The organism is Sulfurimonas sediminis (assembly GCF_014905115.1).
Classification (GTDB): domain Bacteria; phylum Campylobacterota; class Campylobacteria; order Campylobacterales; family Sulfurimonadaceae; genus Sulfurimonas; species Sulfurimonas sediminis.
The window spans coordinates 458,234-480,738 of record NZ_CP041235.1; the positions used below are offsets into that span (position 1 = coordinate 458,234).

Consider the following 22,505-nt stretch of genomic DNA (forward strand, 5'->3'; position numbering starts at 1 on the left):
ATTAAGTAGCAGTATACACTTATTAATCTGATATTATACTAAGAATGGCTATTATCCGTTTATGAATTATAAAGAATTGATACTTGATAAACTATACAAGAAACAAAATGTTTTTTTAACAGGCGGTGCAGGTGTTGGAAAAACGACCACTACGAGAGAAATTATAGCAGCATTTGAAGGGGAGGCAAAAAAAGTTGCCAAGCTGGCTTCAACGGGAATGGCCGCTACACTTATAGGCGGGCAGACGCTCCACAGCTTTTTTGATTTGGGCATTGCTTCGGATGTGCAAGAGTTGCAAAAAAATGCAAAATTTGAAATCAAAAAAAAGATTAAAAAGCTTATATCAAGTATGGATTTGATTGTCGTTGATGAAATTTCCATGGTGAGTGATACACTTTTTGCAATGATAGAACTGCGTCTCAATCAGGCAGGTTTTAAGGGCTCTTTGCTGGTTGTCGGTGATTTTTTACAGCTGCCTCCGGTTGTGCGCGGTTATGGCGAAGTAAAATTTGCTTTTGAATCACCTGCCTGGCAGCATTTCTCTTTTGAAACAGTGGAACTGACACATATTTACAGAACGGATGATATTCGTTTTATAGAGCTTTTACATGCAGTGCGATTTGGTGCCATTAATGAAACCATCCATAACCAACTCAACGAATTTATAAAACCTCTGCCAAATGATTTAAGCCAGTTTACTTTTTTGTTTGGTAAAAATGCTTCGGCTGCAAAGCATAACAAAACCCAGCTTGATTTTATAGATGAGGCTTTACATGTAAAGGAAGCGCAGGTTGTCAAACATCTCAAATCAACACAGGACAAAGAAGTGGAGCGTTTTATGGATGATGCCAGAATAGATAAAGAGCTTGCCTTGAAAGTGGGTGCTCCTGTTTTGTTTACACGAAACGCCTGGAACTACTTTAACGGAGAAAGAGGCACTGTTGTAAATGTGGACGAGAGCTGTGTGTATGTGCAAAAGAGTGACGGCAAAGTGCTAAAACTTGAGCCAACCGCACAAAGCAAGCCTGTCTGGAAAGAAAAGAGTGTCAAAGGGAAAAAAGAGATGGTGGAGGAGAATGTTTTTACGGTTTATCAGTTTCCCATAAAACTTGCGTTTGCCATTACTATACATAAATCACAGGGAATGTCCATCGAAGATCTCATCATTGATACCAATGAAATTTTTGCACCTTCACAGTTTTATGTAGCACTCTCACGTTCATCAAATCCTGCAAGACTCACACTCATAGCTCCAAAGAGACAATGGTATGAGCTTGCCTATGTGAACCAAAAAGCTTTTAGCTTTGTGCAAAGGCAGCAAAGTTGTTAAAAAAAGTAGACAGTGGTGTGCTTTTTATGCTTGGAAGTGCTTTGATTTCAGCACTTAATGGAGCTTTGACAAAAATACTCTCAGAAGATATTTCTGCCTTGGAAATTGTTCTTTTTCGTAATCTCATCGGGGTGTTACTCATACTTTATGCACTCAAACATACGGCACCGAAACTTACAGGCGGTAAGATTCATCTGCTTTTTACCCGCGGACTTTTTGGTTTTATGGCAATGATACTGTTCTTTTATACAATTACGGTCATACCACTTGGTGAAGCGATAACACTCAACAAAACCTCACCGTTTTTTGTGACACTGCTTGCCTATTTTATCTTGCATGAACATCTGAGCAGGCGAACACTCTTTGCACTGCTTATAGGGTTTTTAGGTGTTGTTCTGATAGCAAAGCCTTTTGGAATGAGTTTTTCTTATGTCCATTTTTTAGGGATACTGGGCGGTTTTTTTGCTGCAGCGGCTTATACGACCATTAAAAAGATAAAAGATATATATGATTCACGGGTAATAGTGCTCTCTTTTGTAGTGGTCGGAACACTCTTGCCTGCATTGTTGTTTCTGAGCGCACCACTTATAAATGTTCCCGCTCCTTTACGTTTTTTGTTTCCTGAATTTATACTGCCAAGCAGTTTACATGTATGGTTGTTGATTATTTTGATGGCGTTTATATCGACACTTTCACAATGGCTTTTGACAAAAGCATACAGTGCAAAAAATTTAAGTGTCATCGGTGTGGTCAGTTATACAAATATTCCCTTTGCTATTGGTTTTGGGTATATGCTTGGGGACAGTTTTCCCGATACATTGACATTTACAGGTATCTTTCTTATCATTTTTGGTGGAATTTTGGTGAGTAAAAAGAGAAGTTAAGCTTGTTGGCAGAAAATAATAGTTATCATTTATAAATATAATATGAAAAAGAGGGCAAATTTTAGATGCAAAATGTGAACGCAACTGTTACGATTGCGATAGATGAACTTCCTGACAATGTTGTTATTTATAAGTTTCAAGACGGCGATTTTGTTTTTGTAAATATAAATAAAAATGTCGAGAAAACAGAACATATTTCTAAAAATGAACTGATAGGAAAAAAACTCACAGAAGCTTTTCCCGGTGTCAAAGATTTTGGGCTTTTTGATGTTTTGATGCAGGTGTATCGAGACGGGAAACCAAGAGAACTTGATACAAGACTTTATAAAGATGAAAAGACAAACGGCTGGCGTTATAACAGTGTGCGAAAGCTCCCAAACGGCGAATTGATAGTTTTTTACAAAGATATGACCCGATGCAAACAACTCGAAGATGAGGTATATTCCTTGGACAAAGAAACAGCACAAGAGAGAAGAAAAGTTTACTTGCTTGCAAAAGCATTGGAACAAACGGATGATATGGTTTTGATCACAGATGTCAATGGTATTATAGAGTATGTAAATGATTCTGTGCTTGTCAAAACGGGGTATGAGAGAAGCGAACTTATAGGAAATAAAACAAATATTTTTAAATCAGGAAATCATAGGAATGACTTTTACAAAAGACTGTGGAAGACGATACTTTCGGGAAAAAATTATAACAGTGTTATCATAGACAAGACAAAATACGGCAGGCTCTATTATGCAGACTTGAAAATAACACCGCTTTTTGATGAAGAGAGAAATATCCAAAACTTTGTTGCTACAAGTACAGATATTACAAGCCGTATCGAGATGGAAAAAAAGCTACAAAAACTGGCAACGATAGACAGTTTGACAGAAATATACAACCGCTACAAAATAGATGAAGCGATAAATCTTCACATAGAAAGACATAAACGCTACAAGGAACCGTTTTGTATACTGATGTTTGACATAGATTTTTTTAAAAAGGTAAATGACACCTATGGACATGATATAGGGGACAGGGTATTAAAAGCTTTAAGTCGTCTGGTTTTAACGCATATCCGAAAAACTGACATATTTGGTCGATGGGGTGGTGAGGAGTTTGTTGTAATACTTGAAAACACAAGCAGGGAAAAAGCCCTTCATATCGCTGAAAAACTCAGAAAAAGAGTCGAAGCATACAGTATAGACAAAAAATATAAAATTACCATCAGTATAGGTGTTGCCGAGTACAGCGAGCCAGAAACAAGGGAAGAATTAGTGAAAAAAGCAGATGAAGCTTTGTACAAAGCGAAACAAACTGGAAGGAATAGAGTTGTTGTTGGGTAAAAGTTTATTATTGACAGGTTTGATAGTTATTGGGATTTTTAGCGGATGTGCCTCACATCAGGATGACGGGTATTATGACAGAGCCAACAAAGCGAGCGAGAAAGCTTTAGAAAAGTTAGACAGAGAGTGAAATCTCTGCTAAAAAAAGAGTTCTTATAACTCTTTTTCGTGTTTTGCCAGGTACTCAGCAACACCCTCAGCATCAGGTTTCATAGCTTCGTCACCTTTTTGCCAACCAGCAGGACACACTTCACCATGCTCATCAGTAAACTGCTGTGCATCGATCATTCTTAGCATCTCATCTACATTACGCCCTAGTGGAAGGTCATTAATAACTGCATGACGAACAATCCCTTTGTCATCAATCAAAAATGAACCACGAAGTGCTACTGCATTGTTTAAAAGCACATCATAGTCACGAGAAATATCTTTTGTCAAGTCTGCAACGAGTGGGAAATTGATACGACCGATTCCACCTTTTTCAACAGGAGTTTCTCTCCATGCAAAGTGAGAAAACTGGCTATCTACTGAAACACCGATAACATTTACACCACGTTTTTGAAATTCATCATATCTGTGAGAAAATGCAATGATTTCTGATGGGCAGACAAAAGTAAAATCTAACGGATAAAAGAATACAACTGTCCCTTTTTCACCGAAATTTTCACTTAATTTAAAGTCTTCAACGATTGAGCCATCAGCTAAAACTGCTGTAGCTGTAAAATCTGGAGCTGGATTTGTTACTAACATATATATGTCCTTGTGTTTAATTTTATAAAGCGATTCTATCTAATTTTTACTAATAAAAATCTATATTTTTTGAGTTAATTTATAACTTTTGATTTTGCCAGTGCCGCTTCTATCTCCTGGGTGCTTACATCACCGTCAAGCTCTAGCGAAACATCGCCGTCTTTTCCGCTGACAGACATATTTTTGATCTTGCTTTTTGTGGCATCACTCATACATTCACACTTTCCTGTGGCACAGTTTTCTACCATGGAAATGATATTTTGCATTTTTACTTCTCCTGTGAAAGAAATCTTCACACCGTTACCTGTTTTATTTACTTTTTTGTTCATTGCATAACTCCTGTTTTATGATTGGTAATAACTCTTTTTCTATTAAATTGAGTGTTTTTTTATACTCTGCTTCTTCTTTGCCGCTTGGGTCTTCAAAGCCTACATGTAAAGTCTTCACTGCTTTGGCAAACACAGGGCAGGTCTCTTTTGCCGCGTCACACACAGTCACGACCAAGTCAAAAGGCGTATCTAGCACCGTTTCTATAACTTTTGAATGATATTCGTCTCTCCAATAGCCTTTTTTTTGAAGAAGTGCCTGTGCATGAGGATTTACTTTGCCACTTGCTTTGACTCCTGAACTTTGGGCATGCACACATTCACCAAGTTTTGCATTGACAAGGGCTTCTGCCATGATGGAACGGCAACTGTTGCCTGTGCAGAGAATTAAAACTTCTTTTTTTTGACTCATATTTTACATGCTCCGTTTTGGGATGATTTCTTCAAAGGTGGCAAGGCTATTTCCAAATGCCGAATTTCTCTTAAAGCCTCTGTGCGAAACCTGTCAAGTGGTGAGCGAATAGCATAAAAGCCCCAGGTGCCTTTTCTCTCAACTCTTAAAAAGCCGGCTTCTTTTAAAATTTTTAGATGGCGTGAGAGGCGTGACTGGATCATATTAAGGGATTCTTGCAGGTCACAGACACAACACTCCCCGTATTCGTCCAAAAACCGCAGGATAAGCACCCGGGTTTCATCATTTAGTGCCGAAACAGTTTTTAAAAATATTTCCATTGCATCCTCCGTTTGCAAAATTATAGCAGATTAATATATAAATATCAAGATATATTGATTTATAGATTTTATTTCGTTATACTTTCATGAAATTTGAGATAGCACTCTTTGGAACCCGTACTTAAGTGCGGGCTGAGATTGGCAGGGCTATAACAACAGTATAAAATAGTATAAAAGGCAGAAGTATGGTACTTGCATTTGGTTTGTTTTTAGTGACACTGGTATTTATCATCTGGCAGCCCAGAGGCTTGCAAATAGGAACAACGGCAGTTACAGGTGCTCTCGTCGCCATAGTGCTCGGCATAGTGAGTTTTGATGATGTGCTTACAGTTATAGATATAGTCTGGGATGCGACACTCTCTTTTATAGGCATTATCATTCTTTCCATGGTGTTGGATGAAATAGGCTTTTTTGAGTGGGCAGCCATTAAAATGGCACATCTCAGCGGTGGTAACGGTAACAAAATGTTTGTTTACATCTTGCTTCTGGGTGCTGTTGTGGCAGCTTTCTTTGCCAATGACGGGGCAGCCTTGATTTTGACACCGATTTTGCTGGCAAAAATGAAATACCTGAAAATGAAACCCTTGCCGATTTTTGCCTTTTTAATGGCGGGCGGTTTTATAGGCGATGCCGCTTCAAACCCGCTTGTGATTTCAAACCTCACAAATATTGTGACAGTAGGCTACTTTGACATAGGTTTTGTTGAATATGCCAAAAATATGTTCCTGCCGAATCTCTTGAGTATTTTTGCTTCCATTGTTGTTTTATGGATTTATTTTCGAAAGGACATTCCTTTACATGTAAAGGTGCAGATGCTGCCCGAAGCATCTTCTGTCATTAAAAACCAAACAATGTTTAAAATTTCATGGCTCTTTTTGGCACTCTTGATGGTGGGATACTTCATAGGCGATATACTGCATCTGCCTGTTTCTGTTTTTGCACTTGGCGGTGCTTTACTTTTTTTGGCAATAGCAAACTACTATAAAGCAGTTAAGCCGATGATGACAATCAAAGCAGCACCTTGGCAAGTGGTATGGTTTAGTATTGGGTTGTATGTAGTTGTGTATGGGTTGAAAAATGCAGGACTGACAGATATGGTGGCTGAGTGGATTGAAGCGTTAAACAGACAGGGAGAGACACTGGCCATTATCGGTACAGGGTTTCTCTCGGCCATTATAAGTTCTGTGATGAACAATATGCCGACGATTATGATAATGGACATCGCCATAGACAAAGTCGGATATGTCGGGAATGAAGCGCTTGTCTATGCAAATATACTCGGAGCAAATCTCGGACCGAAAATGACACCCATAGGCTCTCTCGCAACACTGCTGTGGTTACATGTACTCGCGCAAAAAGGGGTAAAAATAGGCTGGGGCGAATACATGAAAGTAGGACTTGTAGTAACACCTCCTGTTTTATTTATCGCACTTTTGGGATTAATTTAAGTTTTTTAAGTTTTAATCCGATATAATGAGTATGATATATTAATAGAAGGATGTAATATGAAAAGAAGCGGTTTTACTCTTATAGAGTTAATCTTCGTAATCGTAATTATAGGTGTTTTGGCAGCAGTGGCTGTTCCAAAGTTTAAGAACTTGCGTCAAAATGCAATGGTTGCTAATGTTATTCAGCCGATTACTGATATGAATAGCAGTGGTGGTGCCTCAGCATTCTTGAATGCAACAGAGTTAAATAATGTAAGTAAAAATGATTTAAATATCACAGATATTTATAAATTTAATGGAAAAGATTGGACTATTAGTAGTAATAAGAAGACAGCCACATATAGGGCAGGAGAGACTGATCTTAATGCGACTTTTGTTTATGGCAATGGTGAAGTGAATGCGACTATTACTGGAGATACTACATTTCAACCTATAATAACCAATAATGGTTATACTAGCGGTACAACTTATACAATATATCTTGACACTCAAGAATAATAATAGTAATATCAAGAAGATTTTTCTTCTTGATATAAATCTTTACAAAAGAATTCTGTCATGAAAAAATCTGCATTTACACTTATAGAACTAATTTTTGTTATTGTAATCATCGGTGTGTTAGCCGCAGTTGCTGTACCAAAATTTAGTCACCTCTCTTCAAATGCAAAAATCTCTTCGGAGATGGCTACGGCTGCGACGGTGCAGTCTGCCCTTGACGATATTCATGCAGAGTGGATAACGGCTGAGGGTACATTTACCTGGGGAAACGGCAACAGTATCGACTGTAACAACGGCAGTGACGCTCTTTTTGACTGTGACAACGGATACCCTAAAAAACTGGGTGAGTGTGCAGCAACAAATTCTCAAGCCTTTCAGTATTTACTGAAAAATCCGGCTGGTGTAGATGCAAAATGGAGCTGCACGGCAAACAACGACTACCACGGACCGGCATCAAGCACAAACAGCGGTGTTGGCGAAAACGGTAGTGACAAACCTGACAGTACAGACCATTGGGAATACAATGATGTAAACGGTACTTTTATACTCATAGAAGGCTAAGCCTTTTATAAATTCGACATTTTATGTATAATCCATAAAGCAAATCCAAGTATAAATGCACTGACAATCGCTATACCGATACTCCCTGTCTCTATATCCATTCTGACTCCTTTAGTTTGCCATATCGACCATATTCCACATCGGCAGGAAAATTCCAAGTGCAAGCATTAAGACAAATCCTGCAATAGCCCCGAGCAGTATAGGCTCTATCAGTGTAGCAATATTATCGACAATATAGCTGAATCTGTCTTTGTAAATCTTGACAACTTTTTGCAGCATTTTATCCAAACCGCCACCGGTTTCACCCGCTTTTATCATCTCAACAACCATATTTTCAAAAAGTTCTGTCTCTTCAAAACCCTGGTTTAGACTTTTTCCCTCTTCGATAGCACTGGCAATTTTGTCTACTTTTTGTTTGATGTAGACATTATCTATAATTCCCGAAGCTATGCGCAAGGCTTCAAGCATGGGAATCCCAGCTTTGACAAGTACACTGAAGACATAGACAAAACGACTGATCATTGCAAAAAAAGTTGCTTTGCCGATAATGTAAATTTTGAGTATCAGTTTATCCAAAAACATATGGACTTTGTCGCTCTTTTTGTACATGTAAGAGATGGTGATTGCTAAAAGTACAGCACCTGCAAGAATATAGGGACCATACACACGCAAAGCATACTCCAGCCAGAGTAAAAACTTTGTCGGCAGCGGCAGTTCCATTTTTGTACTTTCGAAGATAGACTTAAACTGAGGAATGACAAAAATTGTCACAACACTAAAGGCAATACCCATGGCCGTCACGATGACCAGCGGATAGCGTGTGGCTTTTTTGAATTTTTTTCGGTTATCCAGAATATCTTGGAGGATATCGGTGAGATGTGTGAGTGATTCGGCGATTTGTCCGGTCTCTTCACCAAGCTGAATCATGGCAACAGTGAGTCTTCCAAGCTGCTCTTGAAACGGAAGTACGGAAGCATAAAAACCTTTTCCACTCTCTATGTCATTTAAAACTTTTTCAAATATGGCTTTGAGGGCTTTGTCCTCCTGGTGTTTTGTTACTTCGCTGAGTGTATAGTTGAGTGGGAGTCCAGCATCAAGCATGATAGCCATTTGATCGAGCAGTGCTATGAGCCTCTCCTGATCAACTTTTTTCTTGCCGACAGGATCGTTGTATTTTGCCAAAAGGTCTTGAAATGACTGTTCAAGTGGTTTTGAAGTCTCTTGAATTTTTATAAGAACTCCAAGTTCCATTTCAAAAAACTTTTCCATGGCTTCTATCTTGTTTGCTGATTCGAGGACAATGGAGGAGCGTTTTTTCCCAAATTTGTAATCAATTTTAAAATACTTCACCCTAGTGTTCCTTGGTTACACGCAGCACTTCGGCAATAGTTGTTATTCCTTTGAGTACTTTGTTCATTCCGTCATAAATCATAGGCTTGTATTTTCCTTGTTTTTGGGCATATTCAGCCAAAGCTATTTTGTTTGCATTTTCAGATATCAGTTTTGCGGTATCTTCATCAAGAACAAAAACTTCGGAAATCATTGTTCTGTTAAAGTAGCCTGTAAAGTCACATTTTGAACACCCTTTTCCCTCATATACCACAGCGTCGGGTTGAATGTATTTTTCTACTTTAGGAAGTTGGGATTTTTGTATTTTTACCTCATGCTTGCAGTATGGACAAATCTTTCTTACAAGACGCTGTCCTACAACACCGATCAGAGAATCTGAAATCAGGTAGGGTTTTAACCCCATTTGTACCATTCTTGGAATGGCTCCCGGAGCATCGTTTGTATGTAAAGTTGAGAGTACGAGGTGTCCTGTAAGAGCAGCCTGCGAGGCGGCATCAAGGGTTTCACTGTCACGAATCTCCCCGATGAGTATAATATCGGGATCCTGGCGTAAAAAAGATTTTATTGCTCTTGCAAAAGTGAGCCCTGTTTTTTCGTTTACCTGGATTTGTTGTACAAGAGGGAGTCTGTACTCAACCGGATCTTCTGCTGTCATTACCTTGTTGGAGATGCTTTTTATCTCATTAAGTGCTGCATAGAGGGTTGTTGTTTTACCAGAACCTGTAGGTCCAGTAATGAGTAAAATACCATGAGGAGAACTGATTAAATCATTAAATGCTTGAAGGTTTTCATCTGCAAAGCCCAAATCTTCGAGTTTTAAAAGAACTTTTTCTCTGTCAAGGATCCTCATAACGATAGATTCGCCAAAGATAGTCGGCGTGGTAGAGAGTCTAAAATCATAGGCTTTTTCAAGAAGATTGAGTGAAAATCTTCCATCTTGAGGAACTCGTTTTTCGGATATATCTATATTGCCTAAAAGTTTTATACGAGAAGAGATAGCATGATAAATTTCCATATCAAAGATGAAGTTTTCAAACAAAACACCGTCTATACGGGAGCGTACTATCATTCGATCATTATCTTCGGGTTCTATGTGAATGTCACTGGCTCTTTTTGCAATAGCATCGCTGATGAGCAGTCGAATAAGCCGCATGACCGCACTGTCTTCTCCCTCTTTTTTTAATCCCTCTGTCTGTAACTCTTTTTTTACTTCATCTATAAGGACTTTTGTTTTTTTAAGCGTCTCTATCCTTTTGAAAATAACATTAATGTCATCTTCGTAGGCCAAAGAAATTTTCATCGGTTTAATGGATATGCTTCTTTCTAAATTTTCCAAAGCATCATAGTTGAGAGGGTCACTGGTTGCTATATAGATGAAGTCCTCATCCTCTTTAAAAGGAATGGCATGGGCGACTTTTAGCAAATTTATCGGGTATCTTGCAACAATTTTTTCAAAATCAATTTTTTCGCCAAAAAGGTCGACAAAATCAATTTTGAGTTGTGTCGCAAGCATCTTGAGCAGTTCTTTTTGTGAAATATATCCCTCGTCAATAAAAATTTCACCGAGTTTTTTTGTAAAGTTAAGCTCTTTTTGTTTTGCCAGAGCAGATTCAAGCTGCTCTTGGGTTATATAACCTTTTTCAATCAGCAGGTCACCGAGTCTGATTTTTTTATTTATCATTGCGTGTGCTCCCATTGTTTCAACAGACTTTGCGCTGCATCCGAATTTTCATACTGTAAATATATATGTAACAATTGCTTTGCCTTGGCATCCTGATGCAGTGCATACAAAGATTTTGCATAAATAATCCAGGACCCTGCATCACTTTTGTTAAGCTGGTTTGCTTTTTTTGCCCAAACTATCGCTTTTTTGTAGTTGCCTTCTTCGTAATAATTGCGTGCAATAACAAGCGCTACGGCATAATTTGGAGTCTGTGCAAATCTCTTTTGAAGCTCCTGTGTATCTGCATTTTGTACTTTGATCATCGGGAGTGCAGTTTGTTGTGGTGTTTTTTGTATTTGTACCGGCGGAACTGATTTTTTGACTTTTTCTTTCTTTTTTGGCACTGTTCCTTGCTGTAGGGCATCATTGTTTTGTGTCCGGATAACATAGTCGAGCTTTTTTCTTTGTGCCAGTTCTATATAGGGATCAAGGTCTTGGAGCGTGTCTGATTCATTACATGTAAGATGTATGTAAACAGCAGATTGCTGCAGTCTGCAATTACTAAAACCAAGAGTCTCCAGATATTTTTTTTCTTTTTTGATTCTGTTTATGTATCGTGGAGATGCCACTAAAAACTGTAAAGAGTATTTTTTTGCTTTTGTTTCAAGTTTTTTTGACTCTTTTATGACAACAGGGTGTTTTTTTTCTTTTGTAATTGTTGTTTTTTTTGCTTCTTTTTTTACTGCCGGCTTTTTTATAAGGTGGCTGCCTGTTATGGTTTTGTTTTCATTGTTTTTTTTGCTTGCTTTTACATCAGTGAGGTTGTAAGCATAAAGAATCAGGACTAAAAAAAGAATCAAAATCAACAGATATTTCAAATTTTTTTTGATTGTATATATTTTACAACGTTTTTGAAGGTCATCAAAATTATGCATTGATTACTCCATTATCAATTGCTGCCATCGTGAGAATACATTTGTTAAAGTTTTTGTAGCGCTCTTTATCATTTTTCTGTGCATAATCTATAAGTAAAAAAGAGGTATAGAGAAGTTTTTTGAGTACACGCATATTGCCTTTGCTCAGTTTGTGTATAGTTTTTATGTGCTTTTTTATAATTTCATTGGCAAGCATAGTGGCATTTTTATTTTCGAGTTCTGTAAAAATATACTCTTTGGATTCCCCAATAGAGATATTTTGTAACTTAAGGACTTTATGCGGTCTTGAAGCAAACTGCGGTTCATTGAGTATTTTTTGTGACTCATGCTCATGCATAGCGAGAATAAACCAGAATGCTTTGGAGTCTGCCAGAATCCGAATGATTTCAATCATATCTTTAGAGAGCAGCTGTGCTTCATCAAGCACTACGATATAGTTTGAATTCTGGTATAAAGAGATTACCTGTTTGATGAGCTCTTCGAGGGAGTAGTTGGCAACTTCTGTTTGCGTTTTTTGAATTAAAATTTTTACAAAATCTATAGGTTCTAAAAAAGGAATATCAAATTTGATAATGTCATAAGAAAATTGCTCCTCGATGTAATTCAAAAAAGCACTTTTTCCGACACCTGGTTCTCCTGTCAAAAAGAGCAGCTGCTTTGTGTTGTTGCTCAAGATGCTTTCTATCGTGTTTTTTATATGAAGCACTTCACTGTTTAAATGGTAGTGCTCAGAACTGTTTTGTTCTTCAAAACACTGGGCAAGTTCTAGATAATTCATTTGAATAACCTACCCATTTGTGACATTTTTGTCAAAAGTTGATTGAAAAAATGGGTCTTTTAAATCAATGTCTCTGAGTGACGGCATAGCTTTTGTAGTCACAACATGGGGCTGTATGATAATAAACATCTCTGTTTTTTGTTTTATCTTCTCTTTATAGTTAAAAAGAGACCCAAACAAAGGGATATCTCCCAAAAGAGGTACTTTTACAGAAGTTCCACCTTTTGTGATGCTGACAAGCCCGCCAATGACTATTTTTTCATTGTTTTTTATACGCACAATAGAGGTCATCTGTTTTATTTTTGTATCAGGCGGAATCTCCCGTGTAGCACTTGAAGCGGTACTTGTTGTGGAGGTGTTGTCAGCGAGCTTGGAAACCACAGGGTTTATTTTCATGATGATTTCATTGTTTTCGCTGACTTCTGGAATAACATAAAGCGTAACACCTATAAAGGTAGAACCAACAGAAAAAGTATTGGTTCCGGCCGCTGTGCCTCCTGTTGTTGTCACGGAACCTGTTTGGAATTTGTAAGAGAGTTGCTCTCCTACATTGATAACAGCAGGCTGGTTGTTCATTGTGACAACTTTTGGGTTGGAGAGGACCTTGATGTCTCCGTATGTTTTTAAATATTTTAAAAATTTTGTTGTTGAAAAACTGTAAGCCAGACTGTATGATGGTCTGTTTAAAAGCGTTGTTTCAACAGTCCCCGGGTCATTAGTGATGCTTCCGCTTAAAGACAAATCAAGCTTACTCCAATCAATTCCTGTAGAGGAACTGTCGTCATAGGTGAGCTCTATGATTTTGGCTTCTATAGCAACCTGCTTGTGCATTTTTTTCAGTAAAACATTAAGGTATCTCTCTACCTTTTCCAGGTTCTTTTTTGTCGTGGTGATGGTTAAAAGAGAGGCATCTTTGTTAATGAAAATTCTTACATTCTCTTTTTTGTGAAAGAGCTTTAAAATATTGCTGTACAGGTTGTCCCAAAAAGTAAATTTTGATTTTGAACGGATGATGGTATAATCGTTTGAGGATGAATTTCCGCTGTTTTGTCCTCTGTTGTTTCCACCGGCACCACCGCCGCCGCCAAAGCCACCGCCGCCAAAGCCACCAGCTCCTCCGCCGGCTCCTCCGCTGTTTCCGGTAGCGTTTGCATTTCCTGCTGCACCAGTCGTGATAGACTTGCTGCTTTCACTGCTCAGTTCACTCAAATATATATAGTCTATGTTGAAGGTTTTAGTTTTTAGGTATTGTACTTCCAGGGTGTTTTTTGTAGGCTCATAGGTATAAAAAAGATTTGCCTCGTTAAACAGAAAGTCTAAAAACTGTTCAAAAGTATAGTTATTAATATTGACATAATCCAGTTTTTTATGAAGCATTTTTTTGGATACGTCATCATTGAATACAACAGAGAGTTTACATGTAGCACTTAACTCTTTTAAAATAGAAGCGACTTCTATAGCACTTTTTTGTTTTTGTTTGTAGGCACTGAGTGAGAAGAGTTGGTTTTGACAAACAGTGGCTCCAAACAGGGTATGTGCGAGGAACAGTAAAAGTAGTGTTTTCATTTTTTGTCTCTTTTTGCTTGTTTGATTTGGATAAGGTGGTTTTTCTGCAAATGCAGTATTTTTAGCTGACTGCGGTTTTGCAAAACAACGGATTGTTTATATATTTTCTTTATTTTATAGCCCTGGATTTTTTCTCCGACAGTATAGAATCTGTTGTTGACAAAGGCACGGTTGTTGTAAATTGCACTGAGTACAAAAGAGTTGCTCTGCCTTTTGTTGGCATGGCGTGTATGCAGTATTTTCTGACTTTTGTAAAAAGGATCATATTTGACAAGGGGCAGAGAATTTGCATATAAAAAAGGAAAACACAGGCAGGCTAAAATCACTTTTTTCATTTCTCAACTCCATAAAACTTTACTTCAAAAGAGAAAAGCGGTTGATTTGTTTCTTGCAAAAAAATGTGCAGGTTCTCAACTTTTATCAGCATGGTACTTTTTTCTACACTGCGTAAAAAAGAGAGTTCATTTAAGAATCGTCCGCTGGCATTGACATCGATGACCTTTTTCAGTTTTAAATTCCCTATGTAGGGCTTGTTCTCATTATGCAGAGTAATGGCTTGAATCAAAACACCTTTGTGCAAAGAATTATCTAAGAGTTTATCCAAAAAGAGACTGATTGACTTTTTGGAGATAAACAGAAAACTTTTTGAATCCAGTTTATGCTGAAAATAATTCAACTGTTCTCTGTCTCGCTCAATTGCTGTTTTGTTTTTTACAATCTCTTTTTTTAAACGAACTGTTTTTTCGGACAGCAACCGAAGAGTCGGTTTTTTTAACTCTTTTTGCAGTGCCTCTGTCTTTTTTTGGTTGGCATCAAATTCATCCAGGGCAGAGGAAAGAAACAAAAAGTAAAAAAGAGCGAACAGTATCAAAGGAATAGCAATATATATGCCAGTTTTTTTTCTGGAATCTAAATTTTCTATCTCTTCAAATTTATCTCTTAGCATACTACTCAACTTCTTTTACACTGATATAGATTTTACTTGTATAGACACCGTCTTCATAAGTAATATCTTTTGTCATAACATTTTTATATCCCAGTTCTATAAGATCATGCATAAACTTGGAAATGTTACCTCTTGTGTCGGATTGCGATATGAGTTGAATCTCAAATCTTTTTTCATCTTTTTGAAATAGAGAGGAGGCACTCAAGCGGTACTTCTTCAGTACTCTTAAAATATCATTCATCATTTTTTGCCGTTTTATGCCAATTTGTCCTATCATAGGAATAACTCTGAAGGTCGTTTCATATACAAATATTTTGTCTTCAAGCCCTTCTTTTTCTTTGAGCAGCTGATCATTTTTCTTTTTGATCTTCTTGAGACGAAGAGAGAAGTCTTCTATCTTCTTTTTTCGCTCTTTTGCTTTGACTTCAAGGAGGGTGATTTTTTCCTGCTGTTGGTTGAGATAGTAACTGACAAAGATACCGATGCCCAAAAGCAAAACAATTGTGATAAGTGTTTCAACAAGATAGCGAAAGCCGGTATACTGCGATAGCGGTTTTTTTCTTTCAAGGTGTGTTAAATTCACCTGATGAAAATCTGCTCCCTGATGCAGTCCAAAGAGATACTCAAGCAAGATAGATAGCTGGTGTGTCAAAGGTTTTATAACAGGTTCAAAGCCATATTGAGAGAAAAAGTCTCCTATGCCCTCTAAAGTGTGCCCTTCAAAATCTATGACAACTCTGTCTATACCGGTCAATCCGAAAAGGCCGCGTTTATGGTTGATGGAGTAGACAATTTTTTCTATATCTTTTGAAAAGACTTCAATGACGGTATCTAAAATCAATGTCTCTTCAAGCCCGTAGTTCTCACGTTTGAAGCCTTTCTCTTTCAAATACTCTTTGAGTTTGACAAGTTCGAGTCCTGTCCGTTTGGAAATGGCATTTAAAGAGTTGATAATTCTGTGACCGATATATTTTCCGTTTTGGTAAATGGCTCCGAAAGCTTCGTCATCGCTGATGTAGATATACAAATCATTGGATTTTTTTGTTTCTTCTGTTTTATAGAGTGCCTCATATGCCAAAAAACGGGGAAAGGCAAAATCTACGACATCTATTTTATAAGAAAAGTCTGCAAGGTAGTGGGTGAAATCATCAAGAGAGAGGGCAAATGCCTCGATGAGATATTCATGATCAAGCTCATACTTGATAAAGTCAATGCGATACTCTTTTTGTACATCAAGTCCGCCCTCTTTGTACATTTTGAGCTCTGTTTTCATCGCGAGTTCATCATCGCTGATTGTGTTTGCAATTTTAAAAGAAAAAGAGTGAATATACTTTAAAGGAATAACAACTGCAGTGAAAAGTTCAGGATTTTTGTTTTTTGTATCAAAAACAGGTTTTTGTCCGTCATAAACAACTGTATGTTCATGTTCAAGAAGAACTATAGCGTTTTCAGTCAAAAACCAATCCTATTTTCTTCTTATTATAACTAAATATGAATTAGGTTACCTTAAGTCGCCGCTGAAGTGGTCAATTGTAATGTTTTTTTCTTCATTGTTGTAACTTAATGTTATCACAATATCATTGGCCAATAGTGAGTTCTGTGTTGTTTTGTTGCCATCAGTTCCATTGTGCAGGCGTCCGAGTGTATCAAAACAGAGAATGTTTTCATTGGGTGTCAATGTAAAAGTAGCATGTATCTTATAATGTTGGTCAATGGTTGTCCTTGATGTGAAAAAATCACTTTGCGCAATGCATCCGATGGAATAATCCATATTTCCCGAAGGACTTCTTTTGTCATAATTGATCCCTTCATATCGCACTGTGTTGAGTTGAAGTTCTAAAAAATCACGGTCATTTTGCAGATAATGCGGTTTAAAGTAGTAAAATCCGACACCTGAGAGGATGCCGATAATGACAATGACAAAAATCAGTTCTATAAGTGTATATGCCTGTGTTCTCATGGTCTCTGCAAGCTCCTTGTGACGATTCTCACAGGAGATATATAATCTCCTATCTTGTTATTGCTGCTGTTTGTCTGCACTGTGATGTTTATAAGAACATAGCCGTTTGACTCTTCTGTCTGGATTCTTTTTTTTACACTGTTGCAGTTTGTTCCGATTGCACTGTCATAATCATCTCCGTAGAGATAATATTTTGAGATATTTACATCTGCTGTGAACTTGCCGTCTGCCGAATCAAGGCTAAAGAGTGTGAGACACTCGGTACTTCTGTCTGTCCCTTCAATTTTTAAAATTGTTGTCTCCAAAACACTTTGAGAAAATATTTCCGCCTGCTCTTTGATGTAGCTGTTTGCAAAATGTTTTGCAGAAATCGAGGTGTATTTGAGTGTCAGCACACTTGCTCCGGCTAAAAGCAGAATGATGAAAATTGCCATTAAAAGGTTAAATCCGCTGCGCATTAAAATACCACCTTCATTTTAGAAAAATGCACCGGGTGGGCGCCACGAATGGATTTGTTGACATCCAAAAGAATGCGTATTGTATAATCGACTTCACTGAAGTTGAAACCGTCTATGTTTTGCATCAAGACAGAGACATTTCCCACTTTCGAGTTGCCCTGTTTGTCGGCACAAAATGTTTCTTGTTTCCACGGTCTGTAGTTTGAAAAGAGAAAAAGAGTGCTGTTGACATCCTTACTCTTTAAGCCAAGATCTGTGATACAGGTGGCATTTTGGTCGATATCTTCTCCTCTTGCAATTGCATAAGCGCTCTCAACCAAAAAATATTTTTCATACAGAAATTGCGGGACAGGATTGTCAAGGGAGATATTTTGATCACTTATTGTGATATCATAGGTGTCATCTCTGCTGCTTTCATGCCAGCCGAAACTCGAAGCTATATTTGCACTGTCACTTTGCGAACGGTCAAAACTTCCTGCAAATATAAGTGCAATGGTGTTTGTATCTATGGCTGTACCGTCTATACCGTATGAAGCGACTTTTGTCCCGGTTTTGCTTGCCATGTCAAAAAAACCGCTGTATTTTTTTTCAAGATACAAATCATTGGCTCTGCCTAGCCACTCTAAAACAGGTTTGGAGCTTGTCAAATCGCCTATATATTCAAAACTGCCGTCATTTGGGTTGTACCCAATGGTGCTGTAGACGATGCGCTGGGTTAAATAATTGCTGATTTGGTTGACGACAATCTGCGATTCCAAAGAGAGGTTCGTCAGTTGTTTTGCTTTATACTCACGCACCAAAATCGCCTGCATCGCTTTGAAAGAACCCGTAGCCAAAAAAGAAATAATGACAAGGACAAATATCATCTCTATGAGGGTTGCCGCTCTTCTCATTGCCATACTCTTCTGTTTACTTTGATTTGCCCGATATTTTGGGCAATAAAAGGAATTTTTACGAAGCTATTGCCTAAAACATTTCCTTTTTTATTTGCCTGTACTGTCACTGTTATAAGTTTTGTATTGGTAGTATCGGTGGCATTGGGAGGATAGGTAATTGTGTACTGGGTTGCACTGAGTGTAATATCATCTATATAGTTTTCCGTTACACTGAGGTTATAGTCACGTGAACTGCTGGAATTTTTTGCATTGAGCGTGATAAAATCATCCATATCGTCCAAATCATTGCTGTCGCTGCCAAGTACAGAAGCATATTTTTTGCCAAAGCAGTTCCGCGAGCCTTTCATACCACCTGTTCTGTACCCTGTTGTTTGATCGCAGTTATAGACACTGTTGCCGGCAGTGACAAGCAATATATCATCAATTTTTGTGTTTTCTTCATCCCAAGCAGTAGATTTGATGAGCCCGACATAGGCTACGGCGTTAAACATGGCTTCTTCTTTTAAGCTTGTTGTGGATGACTTGATGGAGAGTTGCAGTATCTTAGGCAGTACGGAAAAAGCAATGGCGATGATAACCATAGAGAAGATAAGTTCTATAAGTGTAAACGCTTTTTTCATCGCAGCAACCTGATGCCCCGTGAATTTTTGGAGACATTGGCATCAAATGAGACGCCGTTGACATTACCGCTGCTGACACCGGTTCCGCTGCTTTGTGTATTGAAATTGTATTTGATACAGGGGTGCTCACTGCAACTGCTGCCGATACTTTCGTTGTAGTCACTGCCAAAATTTTCATGGACATACCAGATCCACGGACTGACATCAAGATGGATGTAGTGCGTAAGTGTATTTTCATTTGGATTGTTGACAGTTATGCTAAAGGTGCCGTTTGTATCAAAACTGACTGTTGCGCTCATTCCGTCATCATCCGCTGCTTTTTTGTTTGTTGTTCTTGAAACATTGAGTGCAAGGATGTCTCCGTTTGTATTTTCGTTTTGCGGGATAAAATGATACCAGTGACTCAACTCTTCTGTCAAATTCAAATCACTTACATAACCATCTGCAAGGCTGTCATAAACCAGTACCTTTGCCTGTACGGTATCCGTTGCCTGAGAAGTTGCCAAATCCTGTGTATAGAGTCTTGCATAGTAAAATTTACTGCTGTTGTTTTCCGGAGTCAGTCCCCTGTTTATTACGGTACTGCTGGTTGTATTTACCTCTGTGACCGTGATAGTACGAGGTTCTTTTGGAGTGTTGAAGACTCTGTAGACATTGAGGGCATACTCTATCTGCGTAGAGTCTCCGGCGCTAAAGTTGCTGTCATTGACTGTAGCATTGAAGTTCATATTGCTTAAATTTTTATCATGTCCTGTAGTAGCGGTGTTGTTTATACGCTCAAAATAGCTTGCATTCGCATCATCATTTGTTGTGTTGAGATCTATTTTTATGCCGACATCTGTTGCAGCGCACAGGGCATCAAAGTTTTGTGTTGTCTGATTCTGCTCATTTTGTGCCCGGACATTAAAGGCGATGCTGATGTTGGCATCATTGACATTCGCCATGTATCGCCAGTCCTGATCAGGGTTATTGCGTGTAAAGGTATAATTTATGATGGAAAAGTGATGCGGTGCAAAGGATACTGTAGTCGAATTTTGTTCTATCACTCTTTGATTGTCGTTCGTGTCATCTGCATCTACTTTGGCAAATTCACTGCCGTTAATCTCTTTTATCGTAATATTAAGGTCACCGACTTCACTGTAGCTTGCATTGACATCGCTTTTTTGTCCGTTTGCAAATGAAAAATTTTCCATCGAAAAGCTTCCAAGCGTACATGTAATTTTTGTAATATTTGCGTCCACTCTAAAAGAGCTGTTTCTTGTTTCATTATAGTCTGTGGAGGGGTTGTTGTTGGCATCCAAAGCCTGAAAAGTAGTGTTAAAATCTGCACCTGCCACCAGAGGCAAAGTTGTGACATTCAGGGTAAATTTTACAGGGCGTGCGGCATAGTCGTCACTTGAGTAAGAGCTGTTTGTGTCCAAAGAGGTATTGTTCTGATCCCTTCCCTCTATGTAAACCTGGACACATTTTACAGCGCGGTCTATCGTCATATCAGCATAATAAGCACAACCGCTTGCATTGGTATCGTTACATGTAGTGCTGGTTGAGTCATCACATTTTACGACATCTGCAAGAAGGTTACCTCCACAGTCTGTAGTGTTTCCGTCATCATAGTATTTGAGTGAGACTTTTGTAATATCCGCCGCACTTGGAGCAGTCTGTGTGAGTGCATCTTTTGAAAGAATGTAAAGACCGTAGGGGTTATTGACAATCTGTGTTGTAAGGTTGTTCTCCCAGTCATCGACCGCGTTACATGTAACACCGCTAATGGAACTGACCGCATTAAAGAGGGTTGTTTTGTTGTTGTTTTGATTTCCGCCACCGCACTGAGGGACAGCTCTGCTGGTTCCGTCATAGTTGTTACCGCTGTTTTCATTGTTGTAAAGAGTTTGAATGTCATTCGTACTGAATTGAGAATTAAAGATTTTGAATTCATCAACGGCTGCACCGATAGATTGTCCATTCGGTGTATTGTTATTATTACTCTGGTAATCACTGTTGAAGAGTAGTCCAAGTGTTCCGGACGGTGCTTGAGAAAAATTAAGTGTTTCTGTTGTGTCAACATAGACTTTTGTTGTGCCATTGTTTCCGTTAACAACAAAACTTAAAAGGTGCCACCCTGATAAATTTTGAGGATTGTAGTTTTGACATTCGTAAGTATTTCCTTGCATACACAGGTTCCAACTGTTATTTGTTGTATCAAGAGCAAAATATATATAGTCATTACTGCTTCCTGGTCTGTCTGCAATATTAAAAAATTTTGTATTATTAAAAGATATATGCCCATTGTCATTAAGAGGAAATTGAATCCAGGTTGTCAATGTATAGTTTGCAGGAAGTGAAATATTGTTTTGTACTAAAATTGCTTTATCAGAATTAGTCGTTGCATTGATATCTCCTCCGGTATAAATTTTCCCATCCGTAACATTGGCATCATTGAGAGCCGTTGCATTATAATCACTTCCAAGAGTTCCATCGTTTTTTATTTCGTAAGTATTGCTGTCACTGTCCCAGCTGCATTCATCCATACGATAATTAATAATTGGTTTTGGATAAATATCTGCTACCGATGTATAAGGGATGACAATTAGTTCGCCAAAGGAAATATCATCATAATTTGAACTACTGATTTGTCCACAAAGTATTTCTACTTTTGATATACCATTGACATTTCCCACATACAGTTTTGAAACATCAAATTTGTAATCAGTAGATTGATTAATATCAAAAGTTGTGATAAGTGCATTAGTGCTGTCATAGACTTTGATTTTATTTATCCCATCTACACTTACATCCCGCATGCGAGAGATAAAAATTCTAAATGCTGTCAAATTTCCTGTTATATTGCCATCAAGCAAATATATTTTTGATGTCGCTTCCGGAGCATCAGGATAAAAAGAATTGGAAGTATCGTCAATATCATAATTATCATCACTGTCCGTATAATCACCAAGGTGCACTCTTTGTATAAAGTCAACAGCTGTTGTTGTCTGCTGAGATGTCAATTTTAGAGCAGAAAAATAAAAATCATCAATATCCCGTACTCTTCGGCTTCCACAGCTTGTTTCGCTCCCAAACAAATTATAACAACTCCCTCTTACAGCAATATCATGGTAGCCACTTGCAAGGCTGAGTGTCGTATCGAGTGATATAGTAGCACTTCCACTTGCTCCTGTGCCAACAAGGTTTCCATCAATATAGACACGAATAGCACTGTCAATGCCAGCAGCATTTATAAGCTCAACCACGGTAATATCGCTGTTTTCACTTAAATAAAATTTTGTGGGATTGTTAAGGTAGTAATCATACGTGTGATCATTATCTGTTGTCAGAGGTTCAGAAGGTGTAAAACTGCCGAGGTCATTATCCCCAGGATGCAGGTAGCCATTTAGAGAAACATCCCCCCAGCTTAAAGAACAACTCAGTATTAGAAAGAGAAAAAATCTTCCAAAATCTTGCAAATTAAATCC

24 protein-coding genes are annotated in these 22,505 nt (G+C 38.1%); 7 read left to right on the forward strand and 17 right to left on the reverse strand.

All coding sequences use genetic code 11. The features are described from left to right. Window positions 1-61: 61 nt before the first annotated feature. The 4 genes from FJR45_RS02575 (at window position 62) to FJR45_RS02590 (ending at window position 3,678) form a co-directional block, all read left to right on the forward strand. The gene (locus FJR45_RS02575; protein WP_193151211.1) at window positions 62-1,330 is read left to right on the forward strand and encodes an ATP-dependent DNA helicase; all 1,269 of its coding nucleotides are present in this window, start codon (window positions 62-64) and stop codon (window positions 1,328-1,330) included. Continuing rightward, window positions 1,324-2,214: a DMT family transporter gene (locus FJR45_RS02580; RefSeq protein ID WP_226966461.1), complete on the forward strand. Its 891-nt coding sequence runs from the start codon at window positions 1,324-1,326 to the stop codon at window positions 2,212-2,214. The genes FJR45_RS02575 and FJR45_RS02580 overlap by 7 nt, the downstream gene beginning before the upstream one ends. A 65-nt stretch (window positions 2,215-2,279) precedes the next feature. After that, a complete protein-coding gene (locus tag FJR45_RS02585; protein ID WP_193151212.1) occupies window positions 2,280-3,548 on the forward strand; it encodes a diguanylate cyclase in 1,269 nt (422 codons plus the stop codon). After that, window positions 3,541-3,678, forward strand: a complete 138-nt coding sequence (locus tag FJR45_RS02590; protein WP_193151213.1) for a hypothetical protein — start codon at window positions 3,541-3,543, stop codon at window positions 3,676-3,678. The genes FJR45_RS02585 and FJR45_RS02590 overlap by 8 nt, the downstream gene beginning before the upstream one ends. A gap of 23 nt (window positions 3,679-3,701) precedes the next feature. Here the strand turns inward: FJR45_RS02590 and FJR45_RS02595 are convergent, their stop codons facing one another. The 4 genes from FJR45_RS02595 to FJR45_RS02610 all read right to left on the reverse strand — a co-directional run bounded on the left by FJR45_RS02595 (window position 3,702) and on the right by FJR45_RS02610 (window position 5,356). Beyond that, window positions 3,702-4,298: a peroxiredoxin gene (locus tag FJR45_RS02595; RefSeq protein WP_193151214.1), complete on the reverse strand. Its 597-nt coding sequence runs from the start codon at window positions 4,296-4,298 to the stop codon at window positions 3,702-3,704. A gap of 74 nt (window positions 4,299-4,372) precedes the next feature. Beyond that, a complete protein-coding gene (locus tag FJR45_RS02600; protein WP_193151215.1) occupies window positions 4,373-4,627 on the reverse strand; it encodes a hypothetical protein in 255 nt (84 codons plus the stop codon). After that, window positions 4,608-5,036, reverse strand: a complete 429-nt coding sequence (locus FJR45_RS02605) for an arsenate reductase ArsC (protein ID WP_193151216.1) — start codon at window positions 5,034-5,036, stop codon at window positions 4,608-4,610. Before FJR45_RS02605 ends, FJR45_RS02600 begins: the two co-directional genes overlap by 20 nt. Further along, a complete protein-coding gene (locus tag FJR45_RS02610) occupies window positions 5,033-5,356 on the reverse strand; it encodes an ArsR/SmtB family transcription factor (RefSeq protein ID WP_193151217.1) in 324 nt (107 codons plus the stop codon). Before FJR45_RS02610 ends, FJR45_RS02605 begins: the two co-directional genes overlap by 4 nt. 185 nt (window positions 5,357-5,541) lie before the next feature. Between FJR45_RS02610 and FJR45_RS02615 the strand changes: the two genes are divergently transcribed. Genes FJR45_RS02615 through FJR45_RS02625 form a run of 3 tightly spaced genes read left to right on the forward strand, consistent with a single transcriptional unit; the run spans window position 5,542 to window position 7,863 of the window. Then, window positions 5,542-6,804, forward strand: a complete 1,263-nt coding sequence (locus FJR45_RS02615) for an arsenic transporter (RefSeq protein WP_193151218.1) — start codon at window positions 5,542-5,544, stop codon at window positions 6,802-6,804. Between the two features lie 57 nt (window positions 6,805-6,861). Then, complete coding sequence (locus tag FJR45_RS12595) at window positions 6,862-7,302, forward strand: type II secretion system protein (RefSeq protein WP_283949382.1); 441 nt, start codon at window positions 6,862-6,864, stop codon at window positions 7,300-7,302. A 60-nt stretch (window positions 7,303-7,362) separates the two neighbouring features. Further along, window positions 7,363-7,863, forward strand: a complete 501-nt coding sequence (locus FJR45_RS02625; RefSeq protein WP_193151219.1) for a type II secretion system protein — start codon at window positions 7,363-7,365, stop codon at window positions 7,861-7,863. 111 nt (window positions 7,864-7,974) lie between these two features. Here the strand turns inward: FJR45_RS02625 and FJR45_RS02630 are convergent, their stop codons facing one another. From FJR45_RS02630 to FJR45_RS02690, 13 genes are read right to left on the reverse strand one after another with little or no spacing between them, the layout of a single operon-like run. After that, entirely contained in the window at window positions 7,975-9,213 is a 1,239-nt protein-coding gene (locus FJR45_RS02630) for a type II secretion system F family protein (protein WP_193151220.1), read from the reverse strand. Window position 9,214: 1 nt separating this feature from the next. After that, window positions 9,215-10,894 (reverse strand): GspE/PulE family protein, encoded by a 1,680-nt coding sequence (locus FJR45_RS02635; protein WP_193151221.1) that lies wholly within the window; start codon window positions 10,892-10,894, stop codon window positions 9,215-9,217. After that, window positions 10,891-11,811, reverse strand: a complete 921-nt coding sequence (locus FJR45_RS02640; RefSeq protein WP_193151222.1) for a tetratricopeptide repeat protein — start codon at window positions 11,809-11,811, stop codon at window positions 10,891-10,893. The genes FJR45_RS02635 and FJR45_RS02640 overlap by 4 nt, the downstream gene beginning before the upstream one ends. Further along, window positions 11,804-12,589 carry an ATP-binding protein gene (locus FJR45_RS02645; protein WP_193151223.1) on the reverse strand — a complete coding sequence of 262 codons (786 nt, stop codon included), beginning with the start codon at window positions 12,587-12,589 and terminating at the stop codon, window positions 11,804-11,806. Before FJR45_RS02645 ends, FJR45_RS02640 begins: the two co-directional genes overlap by 8 nt. A gap of 9 nt (window positions 12,590-12,598) precedes the next feature. Further along, complete coding sequence (locus tag FJR45_RS02650) at window positions 12,599-14,155, reverse strand: type II secretion system protein GspD (RefSeq protein ID WP_193151224.1); 1,557 nt, start codon at window positions 14,153-14,155, stop codon at window positions 12,599-12,601. Then, window positions 14,152-14,490 carry a hypothetical protein gene (locus FJR45_RS02655; RefSeq protein ID WP_193151225.1) on the reverse strand — a complete coding sequence of 113 codons (339 nt, stop codon included), beginning with the start codon at window positions 14,488-14,490 and terminating at the stop codon, window positions 14,152-14,154. The genes FJR45_RS02650 and FJR45_RS02655 overlap by 4 nt, the downstream gene beginning before the upstream one ends. After that, window positions 14,487-15,101 carry a hypothetical protein gene (locus FJR45_RS02660; RefSeq protein WP_193151226.1) on the reverse strand — a complete coding sequence of 205 codons (615 nt, stop codon included), beginning with the start codon at window positions 15,099-15,101 and terminating at the stop codon, window positions 14,487-14,489. Before FJR45_RS02660 ends, FJR45_RS02655 begins: the two co-directional genes overlap by 4 nt. Window position 15,102: 1 nt before the next feature. Then, entirely contained in the window at window positions 15,103-16,557 is a 1,455-nt protein-coding gene (locus FJR45_RS02665; protein WP_193151227.1) for a hypothetical protein, read from the reverse strand. Window positions 16,558-16,602: 45 nt separating this feature from the next. Continuing rightward, the gene (locus tag FJR45_RS02670; RefSeq protein ID WP_193151228.1) at window positions 16,603-17,061 is read right to left on the reverse strand and encodes a type II secretion system protein; all 459 of its coding nucleotides are present in this window, start codon (window positions 17,059-17,061) and stop codon (window positions 16,603-16,605) included. Then, window positions 17,058-17,519 (reverse strand): hypothetical protein, encoded by a 462-nt coding sequence (locus FJR45_RS02675; RefSeq protein ID WP_193151229.1) that lies wholly within the window; start codon window positions 17,517-17,519, stop codon window positions 17,058-17,060. Before FJR45_RS02675 ends, FJR45_RS02670 begins: the two co-directional genes overlap by 4 nt. After that, window positions 17,519-18,412, reverse strand: coding sequence for a type II secretion system protein (locus FJR45_RS02680; RefSeq protein WP_193151230.1), 894 nt, complete (start codon window positions 18,410-18,412; stop codon window positions 17,519-17,521). The genes FJR45_RS02675 and FJR45_RS02680 overlap by 1 nt, the downstream gene beginning before the upstream one ends. Continuing rightward, the gene (locus FJR45_RS02685) at window positions 18,409-19,035 is read right to left on the reverse strand and encodes a type II secretion system protein (protein WP_193151231.1); all 627 of its coding nucleotides are present in this window, start codon (window positions 19,033-19,035) and stop codon (window positions 18,409-18,411) included. Before FJR45_RS02685 ends, FJR45_RS02680 begins: the two co-directional genes overlap by 4 nt. Next, complete coding sequence (locus FJR45_RS02690; protein ID WP_193151232.1) at window positions 19,032-22,496, reverse strand: DUF6701 domain-containing protein; 3,465 nt, start codon at window positions 22,494-22,496, stop codon at window positions 19,032-19,034. The genes FJR45_RS02685 and FJR45_RS02690 overlap by 4 nt, the downstream gene beginning before the upstream one ends. Window positions 22,497-22,505: the final 9 nt, after the last annotated feature.